Raw genomic sequence first — 19,203 nt, 5'->3', positions numbered from 1 at the left:
TGGCCTTTTCCGACGCTCAGGTCGTCACGCCCGCATCCACCAGAACGCCATTGTCGAGCCGCAACACCCGGTCCATCCGGGCGGCAAGCTCCATGTTGTGGGTGGCGATAAGCGCGGCAAGCCCCCTGCCCCGCACAAGCCCCATCAAGGCGCCGAACACCCGTTCGGAGGTTTCCGGGTCCAGATTGCCGGTCGGCTCGTCCGCTAGAAGCAGCGCGGGCCGGTTCGCCAGCGCCCTGCAAAACGCCACCCGCTGTTGCTCTCCTCCGGACATTGCGGCGGGCCGGTGCCCGGAGCGCGGCCCCACGCCGACGCTCTCCAGCAACTCCTGCGCATGAGCCTCCGCCGCGCCGCGCGATATTCCATGGGCCAGTTGCGGCAGGATGATGTTCTCCGCCGCAGTAAATTCGGGCAGCAGATGATGAAACTGATAGATGAACCCGATCTGGGCGCGCCGCGCCGTGGTTCGGGCCCGGTCCGGTGCCCGGCCCAGATCCACCCCTCCGATCTCCACCACGCCCGCATCAGGCGTGTCGAGAAGCCCCGCAATATGCAGAAGGGTCGATTTTCCGGCCCCCGAAGGCGCCACCAGCGCCACCACCTCGCCCGGGTGCACCAGAACGGAGGCGCCCCGCAACACGCGGATCTCATTCGGCTTTCCGTGATTGTAGCCCTTCTCTATCCCGTCGAGCCGCAGCACCGCCTCACTCATATCTCAGCGCCTCTACCGGGTTCATCCGGGCCGCCCGACGCGCCGGAAAGATGGTGACGACGAAGGACAGGCCCAGCGACAGCGTCACCGCCGACGCCACGTCGCCCCATTCCAGCCGGGCGGGCAACTGCGACAGAAGCCGCACGGACGGATCCCAGACGCCGCCCCCCGCCACCCAGTTCACGAAAGAGAAGATCGGATCGATCCAGATGGCGAAGGCGCAGCCGAGCGCCACGCCCACAACCGTGCCCGCCAGCCCGACGGAGGAGCCGCAGATGAAAAACACCCGCAGGATCGAGCCCTCGCTCAAGCCCACGGTCCGCAGGATGCCGATATCGTGGCTCTTGTTCTTCACCAGCATGATCAGGCCCGAAACGATGTTCATCGTCGCGATCAGGACGAGGATCGAAAGGATCACGAACATGATGTTATCTTCCATCTGGAGCGCCTGCAGATAGGCGCCCGAACTGTCCTGCCACGTCCACAGCACGACATCGCGTCCCGCCGCCTGCAGGATCGGCAGGGTATAACGATTCACGTTATCGGGATCCTCCACGATCACCTCGATCTCGTCGGCGACCCCGTCCCGGTTGAAATAGATCTGCGCCTCAGCGAAGGGCATGTAGACGCGGGTGGCGTCGATATCGTAGCGCCCCACCTGAAAGATGTAGGTCACCTCATAGGCGGATACGCGGGGGCTGGTGCCGAACGCAGTGCGAGCGCCGTCCGGAGAGATCAGACGGATGCGGTCGCCGACCGTAACGCCCAGTTCGCGCGCCACGCCCGAGCCGATCGCGATCCCGTCATCGAAGCGGGCCAGATCGCCCCAGGACCGCTCCGGCTCCGCAATCAGGGGCACCTGCGCCAGATCGCGGGCATGGATGCCGTTGACCACGACACCAGCATTGCGTCCCTGCGCCGAGGCCATCACCTGGCCCGTCACCACCGGGGCGGCATGCACCACGCCCTCCACCGTCGAGAGGCGCTCGGCCAGTTCGGCATAATCGGGCAGGCTGCGCACGGTCTGCCCGCTTTCGGTAAGGCGGGCGGCGCTCAGTACCGAGATATGCGGATTTGCGCCAAGGATCGTGCCGACGAATTCATATCGGAACCCGGAGCGGACCGCGAGCGTGGCAATCAGCGCCATCACCGCCAGAGCGATGCCGATGAAGCTGATCCATGTCATTACGCTGACCCCGCCCTCGGCGCGGCGCGCGCGCAGATAGCGCCAGGCGATCATGAACTCGAAGCCCGAAAACGGTTTGGTGCGGCCAGACATACTGGCTCCCCCTGCTCATTATTCTTTGGCGCAAACTGGGTGCTTTGGGGACAGGGGTCAAGCGGAGTTCATGCCGCCTGCAATACAACTTGCACGTGAGAGCCGCGTCGCTTTTAATCGGTTGTGTCGTTTTTCGACATGAAACGGTGCCGGTCCGCCGGGCCATCCAATGCCTGCGCCCGCAATCCCAGACCTGCTCGGGTTACATCCGGGCAAGGGCGCGCTCGAAGAAGTTCAACGGGAGATCCAGAGACATGATAAAAACCGCACAGACCGTGCATCCTGCCGCCGTGGCCTACGCCCGGGAAGTCGCCGAGGGAACGATGGACCGGCGCGAGTTCCTGACCCGTGCCACCGCGCTCGGGGTCGCCATCCCCGCCGCCTATGCTCTGATCGGATCGGCGCGACCGGCCCGCGCCGACGCGCATGTCCGCCAAGGCGGCACGATCCGCATCCAGCAGGACGTGCGCGCCATGAAGGATCCACCCACCTTCGACTGGCCGCAGATCGCGAATATCGGCCGCGGCTGGCTTGAATATCTCGTGGAATACAGCCGTGACGGCGTCTTCTCGGGGCGACTTCTGGAAAGCTGGGACGTGAACGAAGACGCAACCCGCTACACGCTGAACCTGCGCCGGGGCGTCACCTGGAATGACGGCACGCCGTTCACCGCCGAAGACGTGGCCTACAACATCAGCCGCTGGTGTAACCGGGATATGGAAGGCAACTCGATGTCGTCGCGCATGGGCGCCTTGATAAACGAGGACACCGGCCGGATCGCCGATGGCGTGATCGAGATCGCAGATGAACATACCGTGATCCTGAACCTCGCCTTCCCCGACATCACGATCATCCCGACCATGTCCGACTACCCGTCGGCCATCGTGCAGAACGGGTTTTCCGGCAATCCGCTCGACAACCCGGTCGGCACCGGCCCCTATCTGCCGGTCTCCTACGAGGTCGGCGTCGGGGCCGTTCTGGAAAAGAACCCTGATCACACATGGTGGGACGCGGAAAACGGCGCCGCGCTTGACAGGATCGAGTTCATCGACCTTGGCACCGACCAATCCGCCCATCTGGCCGCCGCCGAGGCCGGCGAGATCGACATGCTCTACGAGACCGTGGGCAATTTCGTCGATGTGTTCGATACCATCGGCTGGACCAGATCCGAGGCGCTCTCGGCCAACTCGCTGGTTTTGCGGACAAACCAGACCAACGCGCCCTATGACGATGTGCGCGTGCGGCGTGCCCTGGCGCTGGCTTGCGACAACAACGTGCTGCTGGCGCTTGGGTATGACGGCCGCGGCACGGTCGCCGAAAATCACCATGTCTGCCCGATCCATCCGGAATATGCCGATATCGGCCCGCCGGAATACAACCCCGAGGAAGCCCGCCGTCTGATGGAGGAAGCCGGGCAACTGGATTTCGAGCATGAGCTGATCTCCATTGACGACAGCTGGCGGCGGCCCACCACCGACGCGCTGGCCGCTCAGCTTCGGGATGCGGGCTTTACCGTCAACCGGACGATCTATCCCGGCAACACGTTCTGGAACGATTGGGCCGAGTATCCGTTCAGTTCCACCGACTGGGGCCACCGGCCCCTGGGTGTCCAGAACCTGACGCTGGCCTACAAGTCAGGCGAGCCATGGAACGAAACCGGGTTCGACAACGCAGAGTTCGACCAGCTTCTGGCCGAAGCCTCGGCCATTGCCGATGCGGATGCCCGCAGCCAGGTGATGGCCCGTATCCAGCAGATCCTGCGCGATGAAGGCGTGATCATCCAGCCTTACTGGCGCTCGGTCTATCGCCACCACCGCGAGGAGGTGGTGGGCGGCGACACCCACCCGATCTACGAGATACATCTGCATTATCTGGGCCTTGCGGCCTGAGACATCGCAGCTTCTCAATCGGCGGGCGGCGCAAAGATCTGCGCCGCCCGTTTTTTGCCAGCAGGCCCGGCATCCCGGCAGATGGCCCCGCGCGGAAAACCCGGCAAGGGCCACTACCGGGTCACAACCAGGTGTGAAAACTCCGCTGCGCCATCGGCTCCACGTGATGGGCCACATGGGCGTGATGCGGCGCGTAGATCCTGGCCACCCTTGACACCGCCGTCTCGGCGGTCATCTCTTCGCTCTCGCCGGTTTTGCGGCAGGTCAGTTCGACGACACCCTTGTCCAGCCCCCGCGGCCCTACGGTGATCCGCCAGGGCAGTCCGATCAGGTCCATCGTCGCGAATTTCGCGCCCGCGCGTTCTTCACGGTCATCATAAAGCGGATCCAGACCCTTGGCCTTCAGCGCCGTGTAAAGCTCCGCACAGGCGGCATCCGTGCCCGCATCGCCCTGCCGCAGGTTGACGATCCCGCAGTGGAACGGCGTCACGGCTTCGGGCCAGATGATGCCCTTGTCATCATGGCTCGCCTCAATGATCGCACCCATCAGGCGGCTGACACCGATCCCGTGACTGCCCATGTGAACGGGAACCTTTCCGCCATCGGCGGTCTGCACGGTCGCGCCCATCGCGTCGGAATACTTGGTGCCGAAATAGAAGATCTGCCCCACCTCGATCCCGCGCGCCACCCGTCGGCGGGCTTCGGGGATCTGGTTGAACAGCGCCGCGTCATGGGTCTCGTCGGTACGCGCGTATCGGCTGGTGAACTCCTCCAGCACAGCCTGGCATTCTGCCACATCGTCGTAATCGACCTCCCGCTCCCCGAAGCGCAGATCGGTGATCTCGGCATCGTAGAACACTTCCGACTCGCCCGTTTCGGCCAGCACGAGGAATTCATGCGTATAATCGCCGCCGATCGGGCCGCCATCGGCCCGCATCGGGATCGCCTGCAAGCCCATCCGCTCATAGGTCCTGAGATAACTGACCAGATGCCGGTTATAGGCGTGCAGCGCGGCCTCCTTGGAGACATCGAAATTATAGCCGTCCTTCATCAGGAATTCGCGTCCGCGCATGACGCCGAAACGCGGGCGGATCTCGTCGCGGAACTTCCACTGGATGTGGTACAGCGTCAGCGGCAGATCCTTGTAGCTGCTCACATGGGAGCGGAAGATGTCGGTGATCATCTCCTCGTTCGTGGGGCCGTAAAGCATGTCCCGGTCATGGCGGTCCCGCACGCGGAGCAACTCTTCGCCATAAGCCTCGTAGCGCCCGCTCTCGCGCCACAGATCCGCCGGTTGCAGCGTCGGCATCAGCATCGGAATATGGCCCGCGCGCTGCTGTTCCTCATGCACGATCCGCTCGATATTGCGCAGCACGCGAAAGCCGAGCGGCAGCCAGGAATAGATGCCCGCGCTGGCCTGCTTGATCATGCCCGCGCGCAACATCAGCCGATGGCTGACGATCTGCGCCTCGGCGGGGGTTTCCTTCAGTACGGGCAGGAAATAACGGCTCAGGCGCATTGGCTCTCTCACATCAGATCACGTCCAACACGGCCTACGCGATTGGCTTTCGGCGGGCAAGAGACGACGGCGGCACAATGCTGCGAAGCTCAGACATCCCGGATGACGACGCCCTCGACCCCGATCGCGCCCGCCAGCGCCTGAAACCGCGCCTCGGCCACTTCTCCGAACAGGTCGCAGCCCGAAGCGGTCAGCAGATGAAGCCTCAGAAGCTTCTTCTTCGGAAACAGCTTCAGACGCCCGTGATCGGTGGGCCTGTCCAGCGCGAACATGGCCCCGAACCGCATCGCCCGGCCAAGGATTTCCGCCTGGATCACATCCGTCTCGGGTAGCAGGTTCAAAAGCTCGGTGTTGAAATTCGTCCCCGAACGGCTGGATTTGTACCGGTGCAGCAGCGCCAGACCAAGAAACACCCGTTCCGCATGGGTCATCCCGCCCAGATTGGCCCGCGTCGCGTTGTCGAAGCAAACCTCGGCGCGATAGTCGGGATGTGCTCTCCAACTGACGTCATGCAGCAGGCAGGCCGCCCGGACCAGCCGCTTGCGCTCGGGTCGGGCGCTGGCGAAAAGCGGTTCGACGAACTTGTAGAGCGCGCGTCCGAAGCCCGGCAGGCGCGCGTTCTGCGCCTCGGCGTGACGCGCGGCCTCGATCAGCGGGTCGCGCCGGCGAAGCTCGTCATTCATCTGTTCGTATAGCAGTCCTTCACGGATCCCGTAGCTGGAGATCGCCACCTCGCGCGGCTTGAAGCTGCGCACCAGAACGCGCAACACCTCGGAGGCCAGCGGCACAAGCCGCATTCGCGCCTCACTGGTTCCGGTCTGGGCGCGCAGGGTGTCGGTATCGGTCTGCTCGATATACTTGATCGTTTCCATGATCGCGCGCGGCGTCATCCGGTATTCATGCAGCACCTTCAGCGGATAGCCGCGCCGTTCCATGTCGATCCGCGCAATTGCCCGCCACGATCCGCCGACCAGAAACAACCGCTCGGGCCGGTCTCCGAAATCGGAGGCCAACTGCCCGATTCGGTCCTTGATATGGGCGCGTACGGCCTTCTTGCCGCCCTTGATGCCCATCAGTTTCAGCGGGCCCAGATCGGAGGTTTCGCACCGCCCGACCCTGCCTTCGCCTTCAAGCTTGGCCAGTTCCATCGACGAGCCACCGATATCGCAGATCAGCCCCTGCGCCCCCGGCCAGCCGAGCAGCACACCCTGCGCCGAAAGCCGCGCTTCCTCCTCGCCATCGACGACGATCATGTGCAGCCCGGTTTCTGCCTCTACCTGGGCGCGGAACTCGCCGCCATCCTCGGCATCGCGCACCGCTGCGGTCGCAACTGTCAAAAGGGGCGAGACATCCATTCCCAAGGCCAATGCCGCAAATCGCTTCAACGCGATCAGCGCGCGGGCACGGCCATCGGGGTTAAGCCGGCCGGTCTCGGCAAATCCGGCGCCAAGCCCGCAGAGGATCTTTTCGTTGAAGAAATAGGCAGGGGAGCGCGCGGCCCCGTCGAACACCACCAGACGAACCGAGTTCGACCCGATATCGATTACTCCGACCCGGCTGAGTGCACGTGCTTGTGGGCCATCGAACAATGGCGCGCCGAACGGCCCCCAATCAGGATGTGGCTCGGCTGTGTCGCGATCCAGCACTGGCGTTGCATCCCCCGTCATATCCACAGGCATGGCATGGCCGTGCGCCATGCGTCAATCGTTGGAATGCGTCAGTTCAGGCACATCCTTGGCTCCGGCGGAGCCCCGACCGGACAGCGAGGGGTTTTCCATGAAAAACCGGTGGCAGGAAAACGGATTCTCGATCGACGAGAGATCGGGCCGCTGGAAGCTGCCATCGGCACACAGCACCCAGCTTTGCGCCACGTCGGCAAGGTTCGCCGCCATGATCTGGCTGACGATCTGCGCCTTCACGGTGGCGTTCTTGCATTCCACCAGCGTTTCGACCCGCCGATTGAGATTGCGGCCCATCCAGTCCGCCGAACTGATATAGACTTTCGCCTTTTTCGAGGGCAGGCCAAAACCGTTGCCGAAACATACGATACGCGAATGCTCCAGAAACCGCCCGACAATCGATTTCACGCGGATATTCTCGCTCAAGCCCTTCACCCCGGGGCGTAATCCGCAGATCCCGCGGATCACCAGATCGATCTTCACGCCGGCCTGGCTCGCGTCGTAGAGCGCGTCGATCACATCGGCATCGATCAGGCTGTTCATCTTGGCCCAGACCATCGCGGATCGGCCCGCCTTCGCATGCTCCGCCTCGGCGCGGAGGTTTTCCAGGATGGTGGATTTCAGGCTGATCGGCGAGATGGCAAGGTTCTCCAGACCCTCGGGCTCTGCATATCCACCGATATAGTTGAAGACCTTCGTGGCGTCGCGGCCAAGGGCATCGTCGCAGGTGAAAAGGCTGAGATCGGTGTAGATCCGCGCCGTGATCGGGTGATAGTTGCCGGTCCCGTAATGGGTGTAGGTGACCAGCCTGTCGCCTTCGCGCCGGACCACGGTCGAGATCTTGGCATGGGTCTTGTAGTTGATGAAGCCATAGACCACATGCGCACCCGCCCGCTCCAGCTTGCGGGATTGGCGGATATTCGCCGCCTCGTCGAACCGCGCCTTCAATTCCACCAGTGCGGTGACCGATTTGCCGTTTTCCGCTGCCTCGCAGAGCGCATCCACGATCGGGCTTTCGTTCGACGTTCGATAGAGCGTCTGCTTGATCGCGACCACATTGGGATCCCGCGCGGCCTGCGCCAGAAACCGGATCACCATGTCGAACGTCTCGTAGGGATGGTGCAGCAGCATGTCCTTCTGCCGGATCGCTGCGAACATGTCGCCCTCGTGATCCTGCACCCGTTCGGGCACCCGGGGCATGAAGCTGGGCCACAGAAGATCGGGCCGGTCGTCGATGACCAGCTCTTTCAGACCGATCAGGCCGATCATGCCCTTCACCTCCACCACCTCGTCCCCGCGCACATGCAGGTTTTCGGTGATCTCGTCATGCAGATCGGCGGGCGCCCCGTGAGAGATCTGCAGGCGAACGACCTCTCCCCGGCGGCGCCGTTTCAGCGCGGTTTCGAACTCGCGCACAAGGTCTTCGGCTTCTTCCTCCACCTCCAGATCGCTGTCCCGCAGGACCCGGAAGTTACACGAGCCCGTCAGTTTGTAGCCGGGGAAAAGCGCGCCCACATGCAGCAGCAGCAACTCCTCCATCGGAAGGAACCGGGCCTCGCCCGGGGGCGCGGGCAGCCGGACAAAACGGTCGATCTGACCGGGGATCGGCAGCAGCGCCTGCAAGGAGCGCCCGTCGCGTTCGCGTTTCATCTGCAAGGCTAGCGAGAAGCCCTCGTTCGGGATGAACGGAAACGGGTGGGCCGGGTCGATGGCCAACGGCGACAACACCGGAAAGACCTGGGTCAGGAACACCGTTTCGAGATGTTTCCGGTCCGCCGCGGACAGCGCGGAGCGGGTGATGACCCTGATCCCCTCCCCTTCGAGCTCCTTGCGCAGAGCGACCCAGGCTTTCTGCTGGCTCTGCATCAGCGCGCGGGCATCCTCGTTGATCAGCGCCAGTTGCTCGGTCGGGCTGCGGCCGTCATCGGATGGCATCGCGTTGCCTTCCAGCGCCAGTTCCCTCAGGCCAGCCACGCGCACCGTGTAGAATTCATCCAGGTTGCCGGCCGAAATCGACACGAACCGCACACGCTCCAACAGCGGGACGCGCGTATTGCCGGCCTCTTCCAGCACCCGCCAGTTGAACGCCAGCCAGCTCAGCTCACGATTGAAAAAACGTTGCGGCCCCTTGGTTTGCGCCTCGGGAAGCGAAACGGGGGCAGGGATAGGAGCGGTCAGAAAATCTGCGTTTGTCATGGGCTCGGCGTTAGGTCCGGTATGTGACATGAGCGTGACATTTAATCCTTGTCTTCCGCAAGGATAGCCTTGGCCATCTTTCGCGTGGGCGGGCGTTTTGCCGCCAAAGCCATGGCATCCAGCGCCGTGATGAAGGCCTGCGCCGCCGCGAAAGAGCGTTCGATCCGCGTCAGGGCATAGCTCAGAATACGCGGTTTCAGCGGCATCTCCCGGTCCAGCGCCAGCTTCATCATCACCGCCGCGAGCAGCGCGTCATCGGGCGGGGCAAGGCGCAGAACCCCGGCCTGACGCATCCGGCTGTCCAGATCGGGCAGGTCCAGCCCCCATCTCTCGGGCGCGGCGCGTGCGGTCAGCAAAAGCGGCGCACCGCGCTGCGCCAGGGCATTGTGGAGGTGGAAAAGCGCGGTTTCCACATCGCCTCGTCCGGCAATCTCGTCCACATCCTCCACCGCGACCCCTGGGGCCCGGGCCAGCGTCTCCCCGGCGGCATCGGTCAGATCGCGGGCCTTGATCACCCGCGCGCCGACGATATCGGCCCAGACATGGACAAGATGGGTCTTGCCCGCACCCTCCGGCCCGACCAGCAACATCTTGCCGAAGGGCCAGCCCTGCCAGCCATCGATGCCCGCCACCGCCGCGGCATTGCCCGGGGAAACAAAGAAATCCTCCCGACCCATCGCCGCGCGAGGCGGGAGGTCGAAAACCAGCTGCTCGGCCATGGGTCACTCGTCTCCGGGATTATCCAGACCACGGTAGAGCAGGCTCTGCTTGTACTGTTCCACCCCGAAACGGATCAACACCCCGATCGCTGCGGCCACCGGAACCGCCACCAGAAGCCCCACAAAGCCGAATACGGAGCCAAAGGCGGACAGCGCGAAGATAAGCCAGACCGGATGCAGCCCGACCGAGCCGCCGACAAGGTTCGGTGTCAGGATGTTGCCTTCGACAAGCTGACCGACCTGAAAGATCGCGGCGACAGCCAGAATCCACCACCATTCGCCCCAGAACTGGAACAGCGCCAGACCGAGCGCCAGGGCCCCGCCGAAGAGCGCCCCCACATACGGGATGAAGGAGATCAGCCCGGCGACGAATCCCACCACAACGCCGAATTGCAGTCCGACGAGCATGAGCGACACCGCGTAGAATGTGCCGAGGATAAGGCATACGGTCCCCTGCCCCCGCACGAAGCTGGCCAATGTCCGGTCGATCTCCTTGGCCAGACGACGGATTACCGGGCGGTGATCGCGGGGCAACAGGTCGTCGACGCGCGCCACCATCCGGTCCCAATCCCACAGCAGATAGAACGAGACCACGGGTACGACGACGATGAAGACGATGAAGTTCAGCACCGACATGGCTGAACTGAGCAATCCGTTCACCAGTTCCCCGCCGCGGGACTGAAGCGTCTCGCTGATCGCCGCCAGAGAGTCGCGGAGCGGTGAGTTTTCATCCATCAACTGCGGAAACCGCGTGGTCAGGAAGTCGCGCAGCCGTTCGAACAGTTCCGGCGCCGCCGCGATCAGCCCGGTCAACTGGCTGACCAGAAGCGGGATCACGATGAGGGCGGCCACCACGACCACGAGGATCGCGACCAGCGAAATCAGAACCGTCGCCCAGATCCGCGTGAACCCCTTCCGCTCCAGCCAGTCGGCCACGGGATCGAGGAAATAGGCAATAGCACCTCCGACCAGAAATGGCAGGATAACATCTCCAAGCGCCCACAGGATGACGAAGAACATCGCCAACGCGATGCCCCAATAGATCATCTGCTGTTTCACCGGCAATGCCATGGCACGCACCTTTCCCTTGTCCTACCTAGATGCGACAGGCACCGGGTCAGGGCAAGGGCAAAGGCCCACCCGCGCTTTCAGGATTGCGTGTCAGCCCCGCGCCTGCCCGATCAGTTTCAGAATATCCCGGGCCGCCTCGGGGATGTTCGTGCCGGGCCCGAAAATCGCCTTCACACCGGCATCTTGCAGGAACTCGTAATCCTGATGGGGGATGACGCCGCCGCAGATCACGATGATATCGCCCGCATCATTAGCCCTCAGCGCCTCGATCAGTTTCGGGGCCAGCGTCTTGTGGCCCGCGGCCTGCGACGAGATGCCGACAACATGCACATCATTGTCGATGGCGTCCTGCGCGGCCTCTTCCGGGGTCTGGAACAGCGGGCCGACATCCACATCGAAGCCGATATCGGCGAAGGCGGTTGCGATCACCTTGGCGCCCCGGTCATGGCCGTCCTGGCCCATCTTGACCACCAGCATGCGCGGGCGGCGACCTTCCTGCTCGGCGAAGCTCTCCACATCGGCCTGAATAGCCGCGAAGCCCTCGTCACCCTCATAGGCAGCACCGTAGACGCCCGCCAGCGTTCTGACCTCGGCGCGATGGCGGCCAAAGGGTTTTTCCATCGCCATGCTGATTTCTCCCACTGTGGCGCGCGCGCGCGCGGCCTCCACCGCCAGTTCCAGAAGATTGCCCTGCCCGGAGGCCGCCCCCTGCTCAAGTGCCAGAAGCGCGCCCTCGCAGGCGCCTGCATCGCGCGTCTCGCGGATACGCTCAAGCCGCGCGATCTGTCCCGCGCGCACCGCGTCGTTGTCGATATCGAGAATGTCGATCGGGTCTTCCTTGTCCAACCGGTACTTATTGACACCGACAATCACCTCGTCGCCCCGGTCGATCAGCGCCTGACGCCGGGCCGCGCTTTCCTCGATCCTCAGTTTCGGCATGCCGGAGGCCACGGCCTTGGTCATGCCCCCCATCTCCTCGACCTCTTCGATGAGCACCCAGGCCTGATCGATCAGTTCGGCGGTCAGCGCTTCCACATAGTAGGAGCCCGCAAGCGGATCGACAACATTCGTGACGCCGGTTTCCTCCTGCAGGATCAACTGGGTGTTCCGTGCGATACGGGCCGCGAACTCGGTCGGCAGGGCGATGGCCTCGTCCAGCGCATTGGTGTGCAGGCTTTGCGTTCCGCCCAGAACGGCGCTCATCGCCTCGTAGGCGGTGCGCACCACATTGTTGTACGGATCCTGTTCCTGCAGGGAGACCCCGGAAGTCTGGCAATGGGTCCGCAGCATCTTGGAGCGGTCGGATTTCGCGCCGAACTCGGTCATGATGCGGTGCCAAAGGAACCGCGCGGCGCGCAGCTTGGCGGCCTCCATGAAGAAATTCATGCCGATGGCGAAGAAGAAGCTGAGCCGCCCGGCGAACCTGTCCACATCCATGCCGCGCGCAATCGCCGCGCGCACATATTCGCGCCCGTCGGCCAGCGTATAGGCAAGCTCCTGCACGAGGTTCGCGCCCGCCTCCTGCATGTGATAGCCCGAGATCGAGATCGAGTTGAATTTCGGCATCTCGTTCGAGGTGTATTCGATGATATCGGCGATGATCCGCATGCTTGGTTCGGGCGGGTAGATATAGGTGTTGCGCACCATGAACTCTTTCAGAATGTCATTCTGAATGGTGCCCGACAGAACCGCGCGGTCATGGCCCTGTTCTTCGCCGGCCACGATGAAATTCGCCAGAACCGGGATCACCGCGCCATTCATCGTCATCGAGACGGACACCTTGTCGAGCGGGATGCCGTCGAAGAGGATCTTCATGTCCTCGACGCTGTCGATCGCGACCCCGGCCTTGCCCACATCGCCCACGACGCGCGGGTGATCGCTGTCATATCCGCGATGGGTGGCCAGATCGAAGGCGACGGAAACGCCCTGCTGCCCCGCCGCGAGGGCCTTGCGATAGAACGCGTTGGATTCTTCCGCCGTGGAAAATCCCGCATATTGCCGGATCGTCCAGGGCCGGCCCGCATACATCGTGGCCTTCACCCCGCGGGTGAACGGCGCCTCGCCCGGAACGCTGCCCATATGGGGCAGATCCCTGGCGTCGGCCGAGGTGTAAAGCGGCTTGACCCGGATGCCTTCCAGCGTCTCCCAGGTCAGGTCCTCCACGTCGCGGCCGCGCAGCTCCTTGGCGGCCAGGTCACGCCAGGCGTCGATATTCTCCGTCATTCAGATGTCCTCTTCCTTGTCCTGTCGCGCCCCAATCTGTCGCGGGGTCGTCGATATAGCGGGCGAGCCCGTCCGCGCCGCCGCGCAGCCAGCCCAGATCTTCGGCGTAGTGAGCGCGCAGCGCGGACCTTTGAAGCGCCGTGAACGGCATGAACTTTCCCGACATTTCCGAAATCACGCCCGGGTCTTCGCCGCGATCCATCATGACCTCGCGCAGCGCAGCTGGGGTGGGCGATGCATTGTGCCAGTCGCGGATCGCTTTCAGACGCGGCGCCGGCCCGCCCAGCAAGGCCGCGACCTGCTGCTCCGGCCGCGCGGCGAGGGCCTCATGCGTCCAGACGACGATTTCGGCCTGCGGAAACGCCTGTGCGGCGGCATGAACAAGGTCGCGCCACCGGCGCGGCTGCGCGACAAGCGCGCTGCACATCTGAGATGTAGGCGGCGGGCCGCCACGGGCGAGCGCGAAAGCCAGTGCCGAGGACCAGTACCGGTCGTAGCAGCGAATGCCGATCGCCACCCGGATGCATCTCTTGCCGAACGCCTCCGCAAGGCGGGCGAGGCGGGTATCCGCATCGGGGTAAAGGCTTCGCCGGGTCAGATTGGGCCGAAGCATGCCGGCGATGTTTTCCTCGCTCACCAGAAGTGTGCGCATCCCCTCCTGCCGGTGCGTTTCCATCGCCAGATTGATCCGCCCGGCCATCCGCTTCCGGCGCCGCGCCTGCCAAGGCAACATCTGCGACGGATCATCGGACAGACCCTGAAACAGGCCCCCCCGAAGACGCTTCGGCCCCCAATAGGCGATGCGCCCGGCGACCAGCGTCTCCCGGCTTGCGCCCATGACCCGCTGGACAGTGGTGGTGCCGGTGCGGTGCACACCGATGTGAAGGACGACGTCCATATGTTTGCCCCTTTGCAAATCAATGCGTTGGAGCGGCCACCATGCCGTCGAAGAGCTAAAGACACGGTAAATCGCAGGTTTGCCACGATCCGATGCAGAATACGTTACGAAAGCCTTCGCTTTCACCCGCCGACCCCCTATATCTGCCAGTGACGGAGGATCGATGCGCAGTACTCTAGCCCTTACCTTAGCCCTTGGTTTCGCAGTGTTTCCCGGGTTTCCAGCCCTTTCGCAGGATGTGGCCATGGCCCAGAGCGACGTAACCGGGGAAACCCCCGAAGCCGTCGACCCGCTTGAACCGCGGTCCGCCATTGACTTGGATTTGAACGATTTTCTCTGGATCTCCCGGCCGATCGTCGTGTTTGCCGATACCGAGGCCGATCCCCGGTTCCGCGAACAGCTGGCGCTTCTGGCCGAACGTCCGGGGCCATTGCTGGAACGCGATGTGGTGATCATCTTCGATACCGATCCCGACGCGCAGTCCGAAATCCGCCGCCAATTGCGCCCGCGTGGCTTTGCGCTGGTGCTGATGGACAAGGACGGCGCCGTCAATCTTCGCCGCCCGTCGCCCCGCGACGTGCGCGAGATCATCCGCGCCATCGACAACATGCCGATCCGCATTGAAGAGACGCAGTGATCTATTCGTGAAATTCCGACCTTTCCGGCACCCTCTGGAAGGCGATTTTCGCGCCGGTGAAGGGCACCTTGTGCGGGGGAAGCTCGCCGAAACGCACGGTATCCTGACCGAAGCGCGCATTCAGCCCGTCGATCATCGAACACAGCCTTTCGCGCGTGCTTTGCTGGCCCGCCTCCCGCGTTTCGAACAGATCGGCGATATGCGACGCCATCGGGATCAGCCCGCCGACCATCACCGATACGCTGCGCGGGTCCGCAAGCGTCAACCCTCGCCAGTATCGCTCGAACGTCTTGAGTAGCGTGAACGTGTCCTGTGTCGCCATGATCGTATCGCCGACCGATTGCCGCCCGTGGCGGTCGCAGCTGGCACTGACGTGAAGCGACCGGGCCAGCAACCCCTCCCGCCTGAGCCGCGAGGCGGTCTTGATCAGCAGCCGCCGCGCCACCAGCCGGGCCGCCTGCGGCGTCCGGTTCTGCATCACCAGACGCTGGCCATGGCCGAGCGAACTGCGTCGCGTCGGCGGGTAGACCACCGTGCCGCCCTGCAACTGGGTGAGAAACCGCGCGCCTTCCACATTTCCCCAAAGATGCCGGGCCGCTTTCGGTGTCAGCGCATAGAGGCTTTGCGTATCGCGAATGCCCGCCCGCTCCAGCCGCGCCAGAATGCCCCGGGAAATGCCGGGAAATTCGCGTAAGGGCAGGCGCAGGATCTTCTCCGGCAGGGTCTCCGCCGTGATCCAGTCCAGCCCGTCCGGCTTGGCCATCTCGGCCGCGACCTTCGCCAGAAGCTTGTTCGGGGCGACCCCGACCGAGACCGTCAGCGACGGATGCACCTGTTCGGCAACGGCCCGTTTCACCGCCGCGCCGGTCTTCAGCGCCTCCGCGAGATCCTGCTGCGAGCGATCCAGCAAACAGGAAAACTCGTCCACCGAATGGGCGGTATGGATCGGCAGCACCGTCTCCACCGCGTCGCGGATCCGGTGATGATACTCCACGCAGACATCGTGCTGCGCCGGGCGAAACACGATCCCCGGGCAAAGGCGCCGCGCCTCGGCCACCTTTGTGCCGAACTTCACGCCGCAGGCTTTCGCCTCGCGGCTGGCCGCGATCATCGCCGCCCCCGGCGCATCGGTCGTCACCACGCCCACGGGCCGGCCTATCAGCGCAGGCTCCTCCGCCTGGCAGACCGCGGCGAAATAGGAGTCCATGTCGAAGAACAGGGTCGATACACGCTGAGGCATGTGGTGACTCGGGCGCAGTTTCCGGGTCGTCAGAATTAGAACATAACGGGAACATTTGCAATCGAAAGCTGCGTGCCCCGGCGTCTGCCCCAGGCACGCGGCTATTCGGCCCCAAGGCCGTCATTCAAACTCCATGATCACATCGTCCACCGACAGGCTGTCGCCCGGACCGGCGTTGATCTTGGCTACGACACCTTTCTTCTCGGCGCGCAGAATGTTCTCCATCTTCATCGCCTCGACGGTGCACAGCGCCTGCCCCTCCTGGATCTCATCGCCCTCGGACACATCGACCTTCACGATCAGGCCCGGCATCGGACAGAGCAGAAGCCGCGAGGTATCGGGCGGCAGTTTCTCCGGCATCAGCGCCGCAAGTTCGGCCTGACGCGGCGTGCGGACCACCACTTTCAGATCGGCGCCGCGATATCGCAGCCGCGCACCCCCGCGGATGAACTCCGTCTTCACGATCATCGGGCGGTCACCGACAGTGCCCTTGAACAGCCTGTCGCCAAGATGCCAGTCGGAATTGACCTTGAGATGGCTCCCGTCCTCAAACGTGACCTCGGTGCCGAAATCGGTCTCGTCGATGTGAACCGGAAAGGACTGGCTGCCGACGAAGACCACCCAGTCGCTCGCCACACGGCGGGAATGGTTGGGCATGGTGCCGCTTATCCGGGCGGCGCGGTCCTCTTTCAGCATCTTCATATGGGCGGCCACGGCGGCCAGATGCTGCAGGTCGTTGCCTTCGGGCGTCACGCCCTCGAACCCGTCGGGATACTCCTCCTCGATGAAGGCCGTGGTGATATCGCCCGAGGTGAAGCGCGGATGGTCCATCACGGCGGCCAGAAACGGCAGGTTGTGGCCGATCCCTTCAAGTTCGAACCCGTCCAGCGCGTTGCGCATCCCCTCGATCGCGCCCGCCCGGTCCGGCGCCCAGGTGCACAGCTTGGCAATCATCGGGTCATAATACATGGAGATCTCGCCCCCCTCGAAAACGCCGGTGTCATTGCGCACCGCCGTTTCGCCCTCGGGCGCCTCTCCCTGCCATCTGTCATTGGCCAGAAGCGGCCCGGCGGCGATCTCTTCCGGCGGACGATAACGGACCAGCCGCCCGATCGACGGCAGGAACCCGCGATAGGGGTCTTCGGCATAGAGGCGGCTTTCCATCGCCCAGCCGGTCAGGGTCACGTCTTTCTGGCCGAAAGGCAGCGGCTCTCCGGCGGCCACCCGGATCATCTGTTCCACCAGATCGACCCCGGTGATCAGCTCGGTCACCGGATGCTCCACCTGAAGCCGGGTGTTCATCTCCAGAAAATAGAAGTTTCGCTCGCCATCGACGATGAATTCCACCGTGCCCGCGCTGGTGTATCCCACGGCCTGCGCCAGTGCTACGGCCTGCTCCCCCATCGCCTTGCGGGTCGCCTCGTCCAGAAACGGGCTTGGCGCCTCCTCGATCACCTTCTGGTTCCGCCGCTGGATCGAACATTCCCGCTCGCCCAGATAGACGGCATTTCCATGGGCATCGGCCAAAACCTGGATCTCGATATGCCGGGGTTGGGTCACGAATTTCTCGATGAACATCCGGTCGTCACCGAAACTCGACGCCGCCTCGTTCTTCGACGCCTGAAAGCCCTCGCGCACCTCGCTTTCGTCCCATGCGATGCGCATGCCCTTGCCGCCACCGCCCGCACTGGCTTTCAGCATCACCGGATAGCCGATCTCGCCAGAGATTTTCACCGCCTCCTCGGCATCGGCGATCAGCCCCATATGGCCGGGTACGGTCGAAACACCCGCATCCGCCGCGATCTTCTTGGAGGTGATCTTGTCACCCATCTGTTCGATCGCGGTGGCAGGCGGGCCGACGAAGGCCACACCCTCGGCCTCCAGCGCCTCGGCGAACTTCCTGTTCTCGCTCAGAAACCCGTAGCCGGGATGGACGGCCTCGGCGCCGGTGTCGCGGATCGCCTGCATCACCTTGTCGATGACGATGTAGCTTTCGGCGGCGGGCGCGGGGCCGATATGCACGGCTTCGTCGGCCATCTTCACATGCAGCGCGTTCCGGTCCGCGTCGGAATAGACCGCGACCGTGGTGATCCCCATCTTTCTGGCCGTTTTGATCACGCGGCAGGCGATCTCGCCGCGGTTTGCGATCAGCAGTTTCTTGAACATCAGGTGTTGTCCCTTCTTTTCAGGCTGTTTCGCCCGTTTGCAGCACAGAAAAGGCCGCCCGGGGTCCTGCCCCGGCGGCCTTCTGTCAGATCGTTGAACTCGGTGCCTGTGTGCCGCGCCCTATCGGCAGATGTTTGTAACCTCGTCACAGATCGCGCCGACCGCGCCGCCGACCACGATGCCGGTCGCGACACTGCCGCCAAGCGCTGCGGCGCCGACACCGCCGACAGCCGCGCCGACGGCGGCACGTTCCAGATCCGATGACACACAGGCCGACAGGCCCAATGTGGCAACGAGTGCGAGAGTGAGTTTATGGATTCCGCGCATTTTGCGTCTTCTCCTGTCGATATGATGCCTCTGTAACCGGACCCTATCCCATTACGCGACCTAAAAAAAGGCGGTCGGCACAAATAACTGGCCGACCGCTTTGAAGGGGAAGGGTAACACGTCTTGTCACGATCGGCCCGGAAACAGCTGGGGACAGGGGCCGACAATTCAACCGTGGCACAGGCTCCACCTGTCCAAAAGGACAAGTTCGGGGCGGTTTTGCTTTGAGCCGGATTTCGCGCAGCCAGAACGGGTATAGGCAGCTTCATGCCGATCCGCCCTCCCAGATCCCCGTACCGTCGAAGGCTTCGGGAAAAGCGGCGCGCGCGCGGCCCTCGTCCAGCCTCAGCAGCGCGTCATAGCTTTCGGGATCGAACGGGTCTTCTGCGGCAAGCACCTCGCGACCGAAAAGCCAGCTGAGCCGGCCCGCATCCAGATTGCCGCGTTCGAAAGGCTCCGACCCGAAATACAGCCAGAGAGCCTCGACGAAGGCCGCATCCGCCCGCCGATCCGCAGGCCGTCGGTCAGCATAGCGCTCCCGCCGCACCAGCGGCGTCGCGCCGGCCTTGTTTTGCCGCCGAATGGTGAACTGGTAATCCGTGCCCGGAAGGCGACCGGGGAAGCCGCGATGCTTGATCATCGCGCCCT

Annotated in this window: 15 protein-coding genes; 2 read left to right on the top strand and 13 right to left on the bottom strand. The window is 63.8% G+C overall.

What is annotated here, in order from left to right; all coding sequences use genetic code 11:
- Positions 1–16: 16 nt before the first annotated feature.
- Complete coding sequence (locus tag D9R08_RS12325) at positions 17–712, bottom strand: ABC transporter ATP-binding protein (protein WP_121898372.1); 696 nt, start codon at positions 710–712, stop codon at positions 17–19.
- Positions 705–1,991 carry a lipoprotein-releasing ABC transporter permease subunit gene (locus D9R08_RS12320; RefSeq protein ID WP_121898371.1) on the bottom strand — a complete coding sequence of 429 codons (1,287 nt, stop codon included), beginning with the start codon at positions 1,989–1,991 and terminating at the stop codon, positions 705–707. Before D9R08_RS12320 ends, D9R08_RS12325 begins: the two co-directional genes overlap by 8 nt.
- A gap of 254 nt (positions 1,992–2,245) precedes the next feature.
- Between D9R08_RS12320 and D9R08_RS12315 the strand changes: the two genes are divergently transcribed.
- Entirely contained in the window at positions 2,246–3,880 is a 1,635-nt protein-coding gene (locus tag D9R08_RS12315; protein WP_233557441.1) for an ABC transporter substrate-binding protein, read from the top strand.
- 121 nt (positions 3,881–4,001) lie between these two features.
- Here D9R08_RS12315 and proS read toward each other — a convergent pair whose 3' ends face one another.
- From proS to D9R08_RS12280, 7 genes are all read right to left on the bottom strand, one after another.
- A complete protein-coding gene (gene proS / locus D9R08_RS12310; protein ID WP_121898370.1) occupies positions 4,002–5,399 on the bottom strand; it encodes a proline--tRNA ligase in 1,398 nt (465 codons plus the stop codon).
- Positions 5,400–5,488: 89 nt separating this feature from the next.
- A complete protein-coding gene (locus D9R08_RS12305; protein WP_121898581.1) occupies positions 5,489–7,066 on the bottom strand; it encodes a Ppx/GppA family phosphatase in 1,578 nt (525 codons plus the stop codon).
- 33 nt (positions 7,067–7,099) lie between these two features.
- A complete protein-coding gene (locus tag D9R08_RS12300) occupies positions 7,100–9,274 on the bottom strand; it encodes an RNA degradosome polyphosphate kinase (protein ID WP_121898369.1) in 2,175 nt (724 codons plus the stop codon).
- A 41-nt stretch (positions 9,275–9,315) separates the two neighbouring features.
- Complete coding sequence (locus D9R08_RS12295; RefSeq protein WP_121898368.1) at positions 9,316–9,993, bottom strand: P-loop NTPase family protein; 678 nt, start codon at positions 9,991–9,993, stop codon at positions 9,316–9,318.
- Positions 9,994–9,996: 3 nt separating this feature from the next.
- Positions 9,997–11,064: an AI-2E family transporter gene (locus tag D9R08_RS12290; RefSeq protein WP_121898367.1), complete on the bottom strand. Its 1,068-nt coding sequence runs from the start codon at positions 11,062–11,064 to the stop codon at positions 9,997–9,999.
- Positions 11,065–11,154: 90 nt separating this feature from the next.
- Positions 11,155–13,287 (bottom strand): methylmalonyl-CoA mutase, encoded by a 2,133-nt coding sequence (scpA, locus tag D9R08_RS12285; RefSeq protein ID WP_121898366.1) that lies wholly within the window; start codon positions 13,285–13,287, stop codon positions 11,155–11,157.
- Complete coding sequence (locus D9R08_RS12280; RefSeq protein ID WP_121898365.1) at positions 13,259–14,185, bottom strand: hypothetical protein; 927 nt, start codon at positions 14,183–14,185, stop codon at positions 13,259–13,261. The genes scpA and D9R08_RS12280 overlap by 29 nt, the downstream gene beginning before the upstream one ends.
- A gap of 244 nt (positions 14,186–14,429) precedes the next feature.
- On the opposite strand from D9R08_RS12280, the gene D9R08_RS12275 reads away from it, so the two are divergent.
- Positions 14,430–14,822: a DUF4174 domain-containing protein gene (locus D9R08_RS12275; RefSeq protein WP_233557439.1), complete on the top strand. Its 393-nt coding sequence runs from the start codon at positions 14,430–14,432 to the stop codon at positions 14,820–14,822.
- Between the two features lies 1 nt (position 14,823).
- Here D9R08_RS12275 and D9R08_RS12270 read toward each other — a convergent pair whose 3' ends face one another.
- From D9R08_RS12270 to D9R08_RS12255, 4 genes are all read right to left on the bottom strand, one after another.
- Complete coding sequence (locus D9R08_RS12270; RefSeq protein WP_121898363.1) at positions 14,824–16,062, bottom strand: Y-family DNA polymerase; 1,239 nt, start codon at positions 16,060–16,062, stop codon at positions 14,824–14,826.
- 120 nt (positions 16,063–16,182) lie between these two features.
- Entirely contained in the window at positions 16,183–18,228 is a 2,046-nt protein-coding gene (locus D9R08_RS12265) for an acetyl-CoA carboxylase biotin carboxylase subunit (protein ID WP_121898362.1), read from the bottom strand.
- A 120-nt stretch (positions 18,229–18,348) separates the two neighbouring features.
- Entirely contained in the window at positions 18,349–18,555 is a 207-nt protein-coding gene (locus D9R08_RS12260) for a hypothetical protein (protein WP_121898361.1), read from the bottom strand.
- Between the two features lie 265 nt (positions 18,556–18,820).
- A complete protein-coding gene (locus D9R08_RS12255) occupies positions 18,821–19,195 on the bottom strand; it encodes a hypothetical protein (RefSeq protein WP_121898360.1) in 375 nt (124 codons plus the stop codon).
- Positions 19,196–19,203: the final 8 nt, after the last annotated feature.

Origin of the sequence: Rhodophyticola porphyridii, assembly GCF_003688285.1 — a bacterium.
GTDB classification, from domain to species: domain Bacteria; phylum Pseudomonadota; class Alphaproteobacteria; order Rhodobacterales; family Rhodobacteraceae; genus Rhodophyticola; species Rhodophyticola porphyridii.
Note: the sequence above shows the minus strand (reverse complement) of the source record. Positions and strands in the feature narration are given on the sequence as shown.

Coding starts and splice junctions, on each gene's coding strand:
- D9R08_RS12325 (WP_121898372.1), bottom strand. CDS start 712: ATGAGTGAGGCGGTGCTGCGGCTCGACGGGATAGAGAAGGGCTACAAT.
- D9R08_RS12320 (WP_121898371.1), bottom strand. CDS start 1,991: ATGTCTGGCCGCACCAAACCGTTTTCGGGCTTCGAGTTCATGATCGCC.
- D9R08_RS12315 (WP_233557441.1), top strand. CDS start 2,246: ATGATAAAAACCGCACAGACCGTGCATCCTGCCGCCGTGGCCTACGCC.
- proS (WP_121898370.1), bottom strand. CDS start 5,399: ATGCGCCTGAGCCGTTATTTCCTGCCCGTACTGAAGGAAACCCCCGCC.
- D9R08_RS12305 (WP_121898581.1), bottom strand. CDS start 7,066: ATGACGGGGGATGCAACGCCAGTGCTGGATCGCGACACAGCCGAGCCA.
- D9R08_RS12300 (WP_121898369.1), bottom strand. CDS start 9,274: ATGACAAACGCAGATTTTCTGACCGCTCCTATCCCTGCCCCCGTTTCG.
- D9R08_RS12295 (WP_121898368.1), bottom strand. CDS start 9,993: ATGGCCGAGCAGCTGGTTTTCGACCTCCCGCCTCGCGCGGCGATGGGT.
- D9R08_RS12290 (WP_121898367.1), bottom strand. CDS start 11,064: ATGGCATTGCCGGTGAAACAGCAGATGATCTATTGGGGCATCGCGTTG.
- scpA (WP_121898366.1), bottom strand. CDS start 13,287: ATGACGGAGAATATCGACGCCTGGCGTGACCTGGCCGCCAAGGAGCTG.
- D9R08_RS12280 (WP_121898365.1), bottom strand. CDS start 14,185: ATGGACGTCGTCCTTCACATCGGTGTGCACCGCACCGGCACCACCACT.
- D9R08_RS12275 (WP_233557439.1), top strand. CDS start 14,430: ATGGCCCAGAGCGACGTAACCGGGGAAACCCCCGAAGCCGTCGACCCG.
- D9R08_RS12270 (WP_121898363.1), bottom strand. CDS start 16,062: ATGCCTCAGCGTGTATCGACCCTGTTCTTCGACATGGACTCCTATTTC.
- D9R08_RS12265 (WP_121898362.1), bottom strand. CDS start 18,228: ATGTTCAAGAAACTGCTGATCGCAAACCGCGGCGAGATCGCCTGCCGC.
- D9R08_RS12260 (WP_121898361.1), bottom strand. CDS start 18,555: ATGCGCGGAATCCATAAACTCACTCTCGCACTCGTTGCCACATTGGGC.
- D9R08_RS12255 (WP_121898360.1), bottom strand. CDS start 19,195: ATGATCAAGCATCGCGGCTTCCCCGGTCGCCTTCCGGGCACGGATTAC.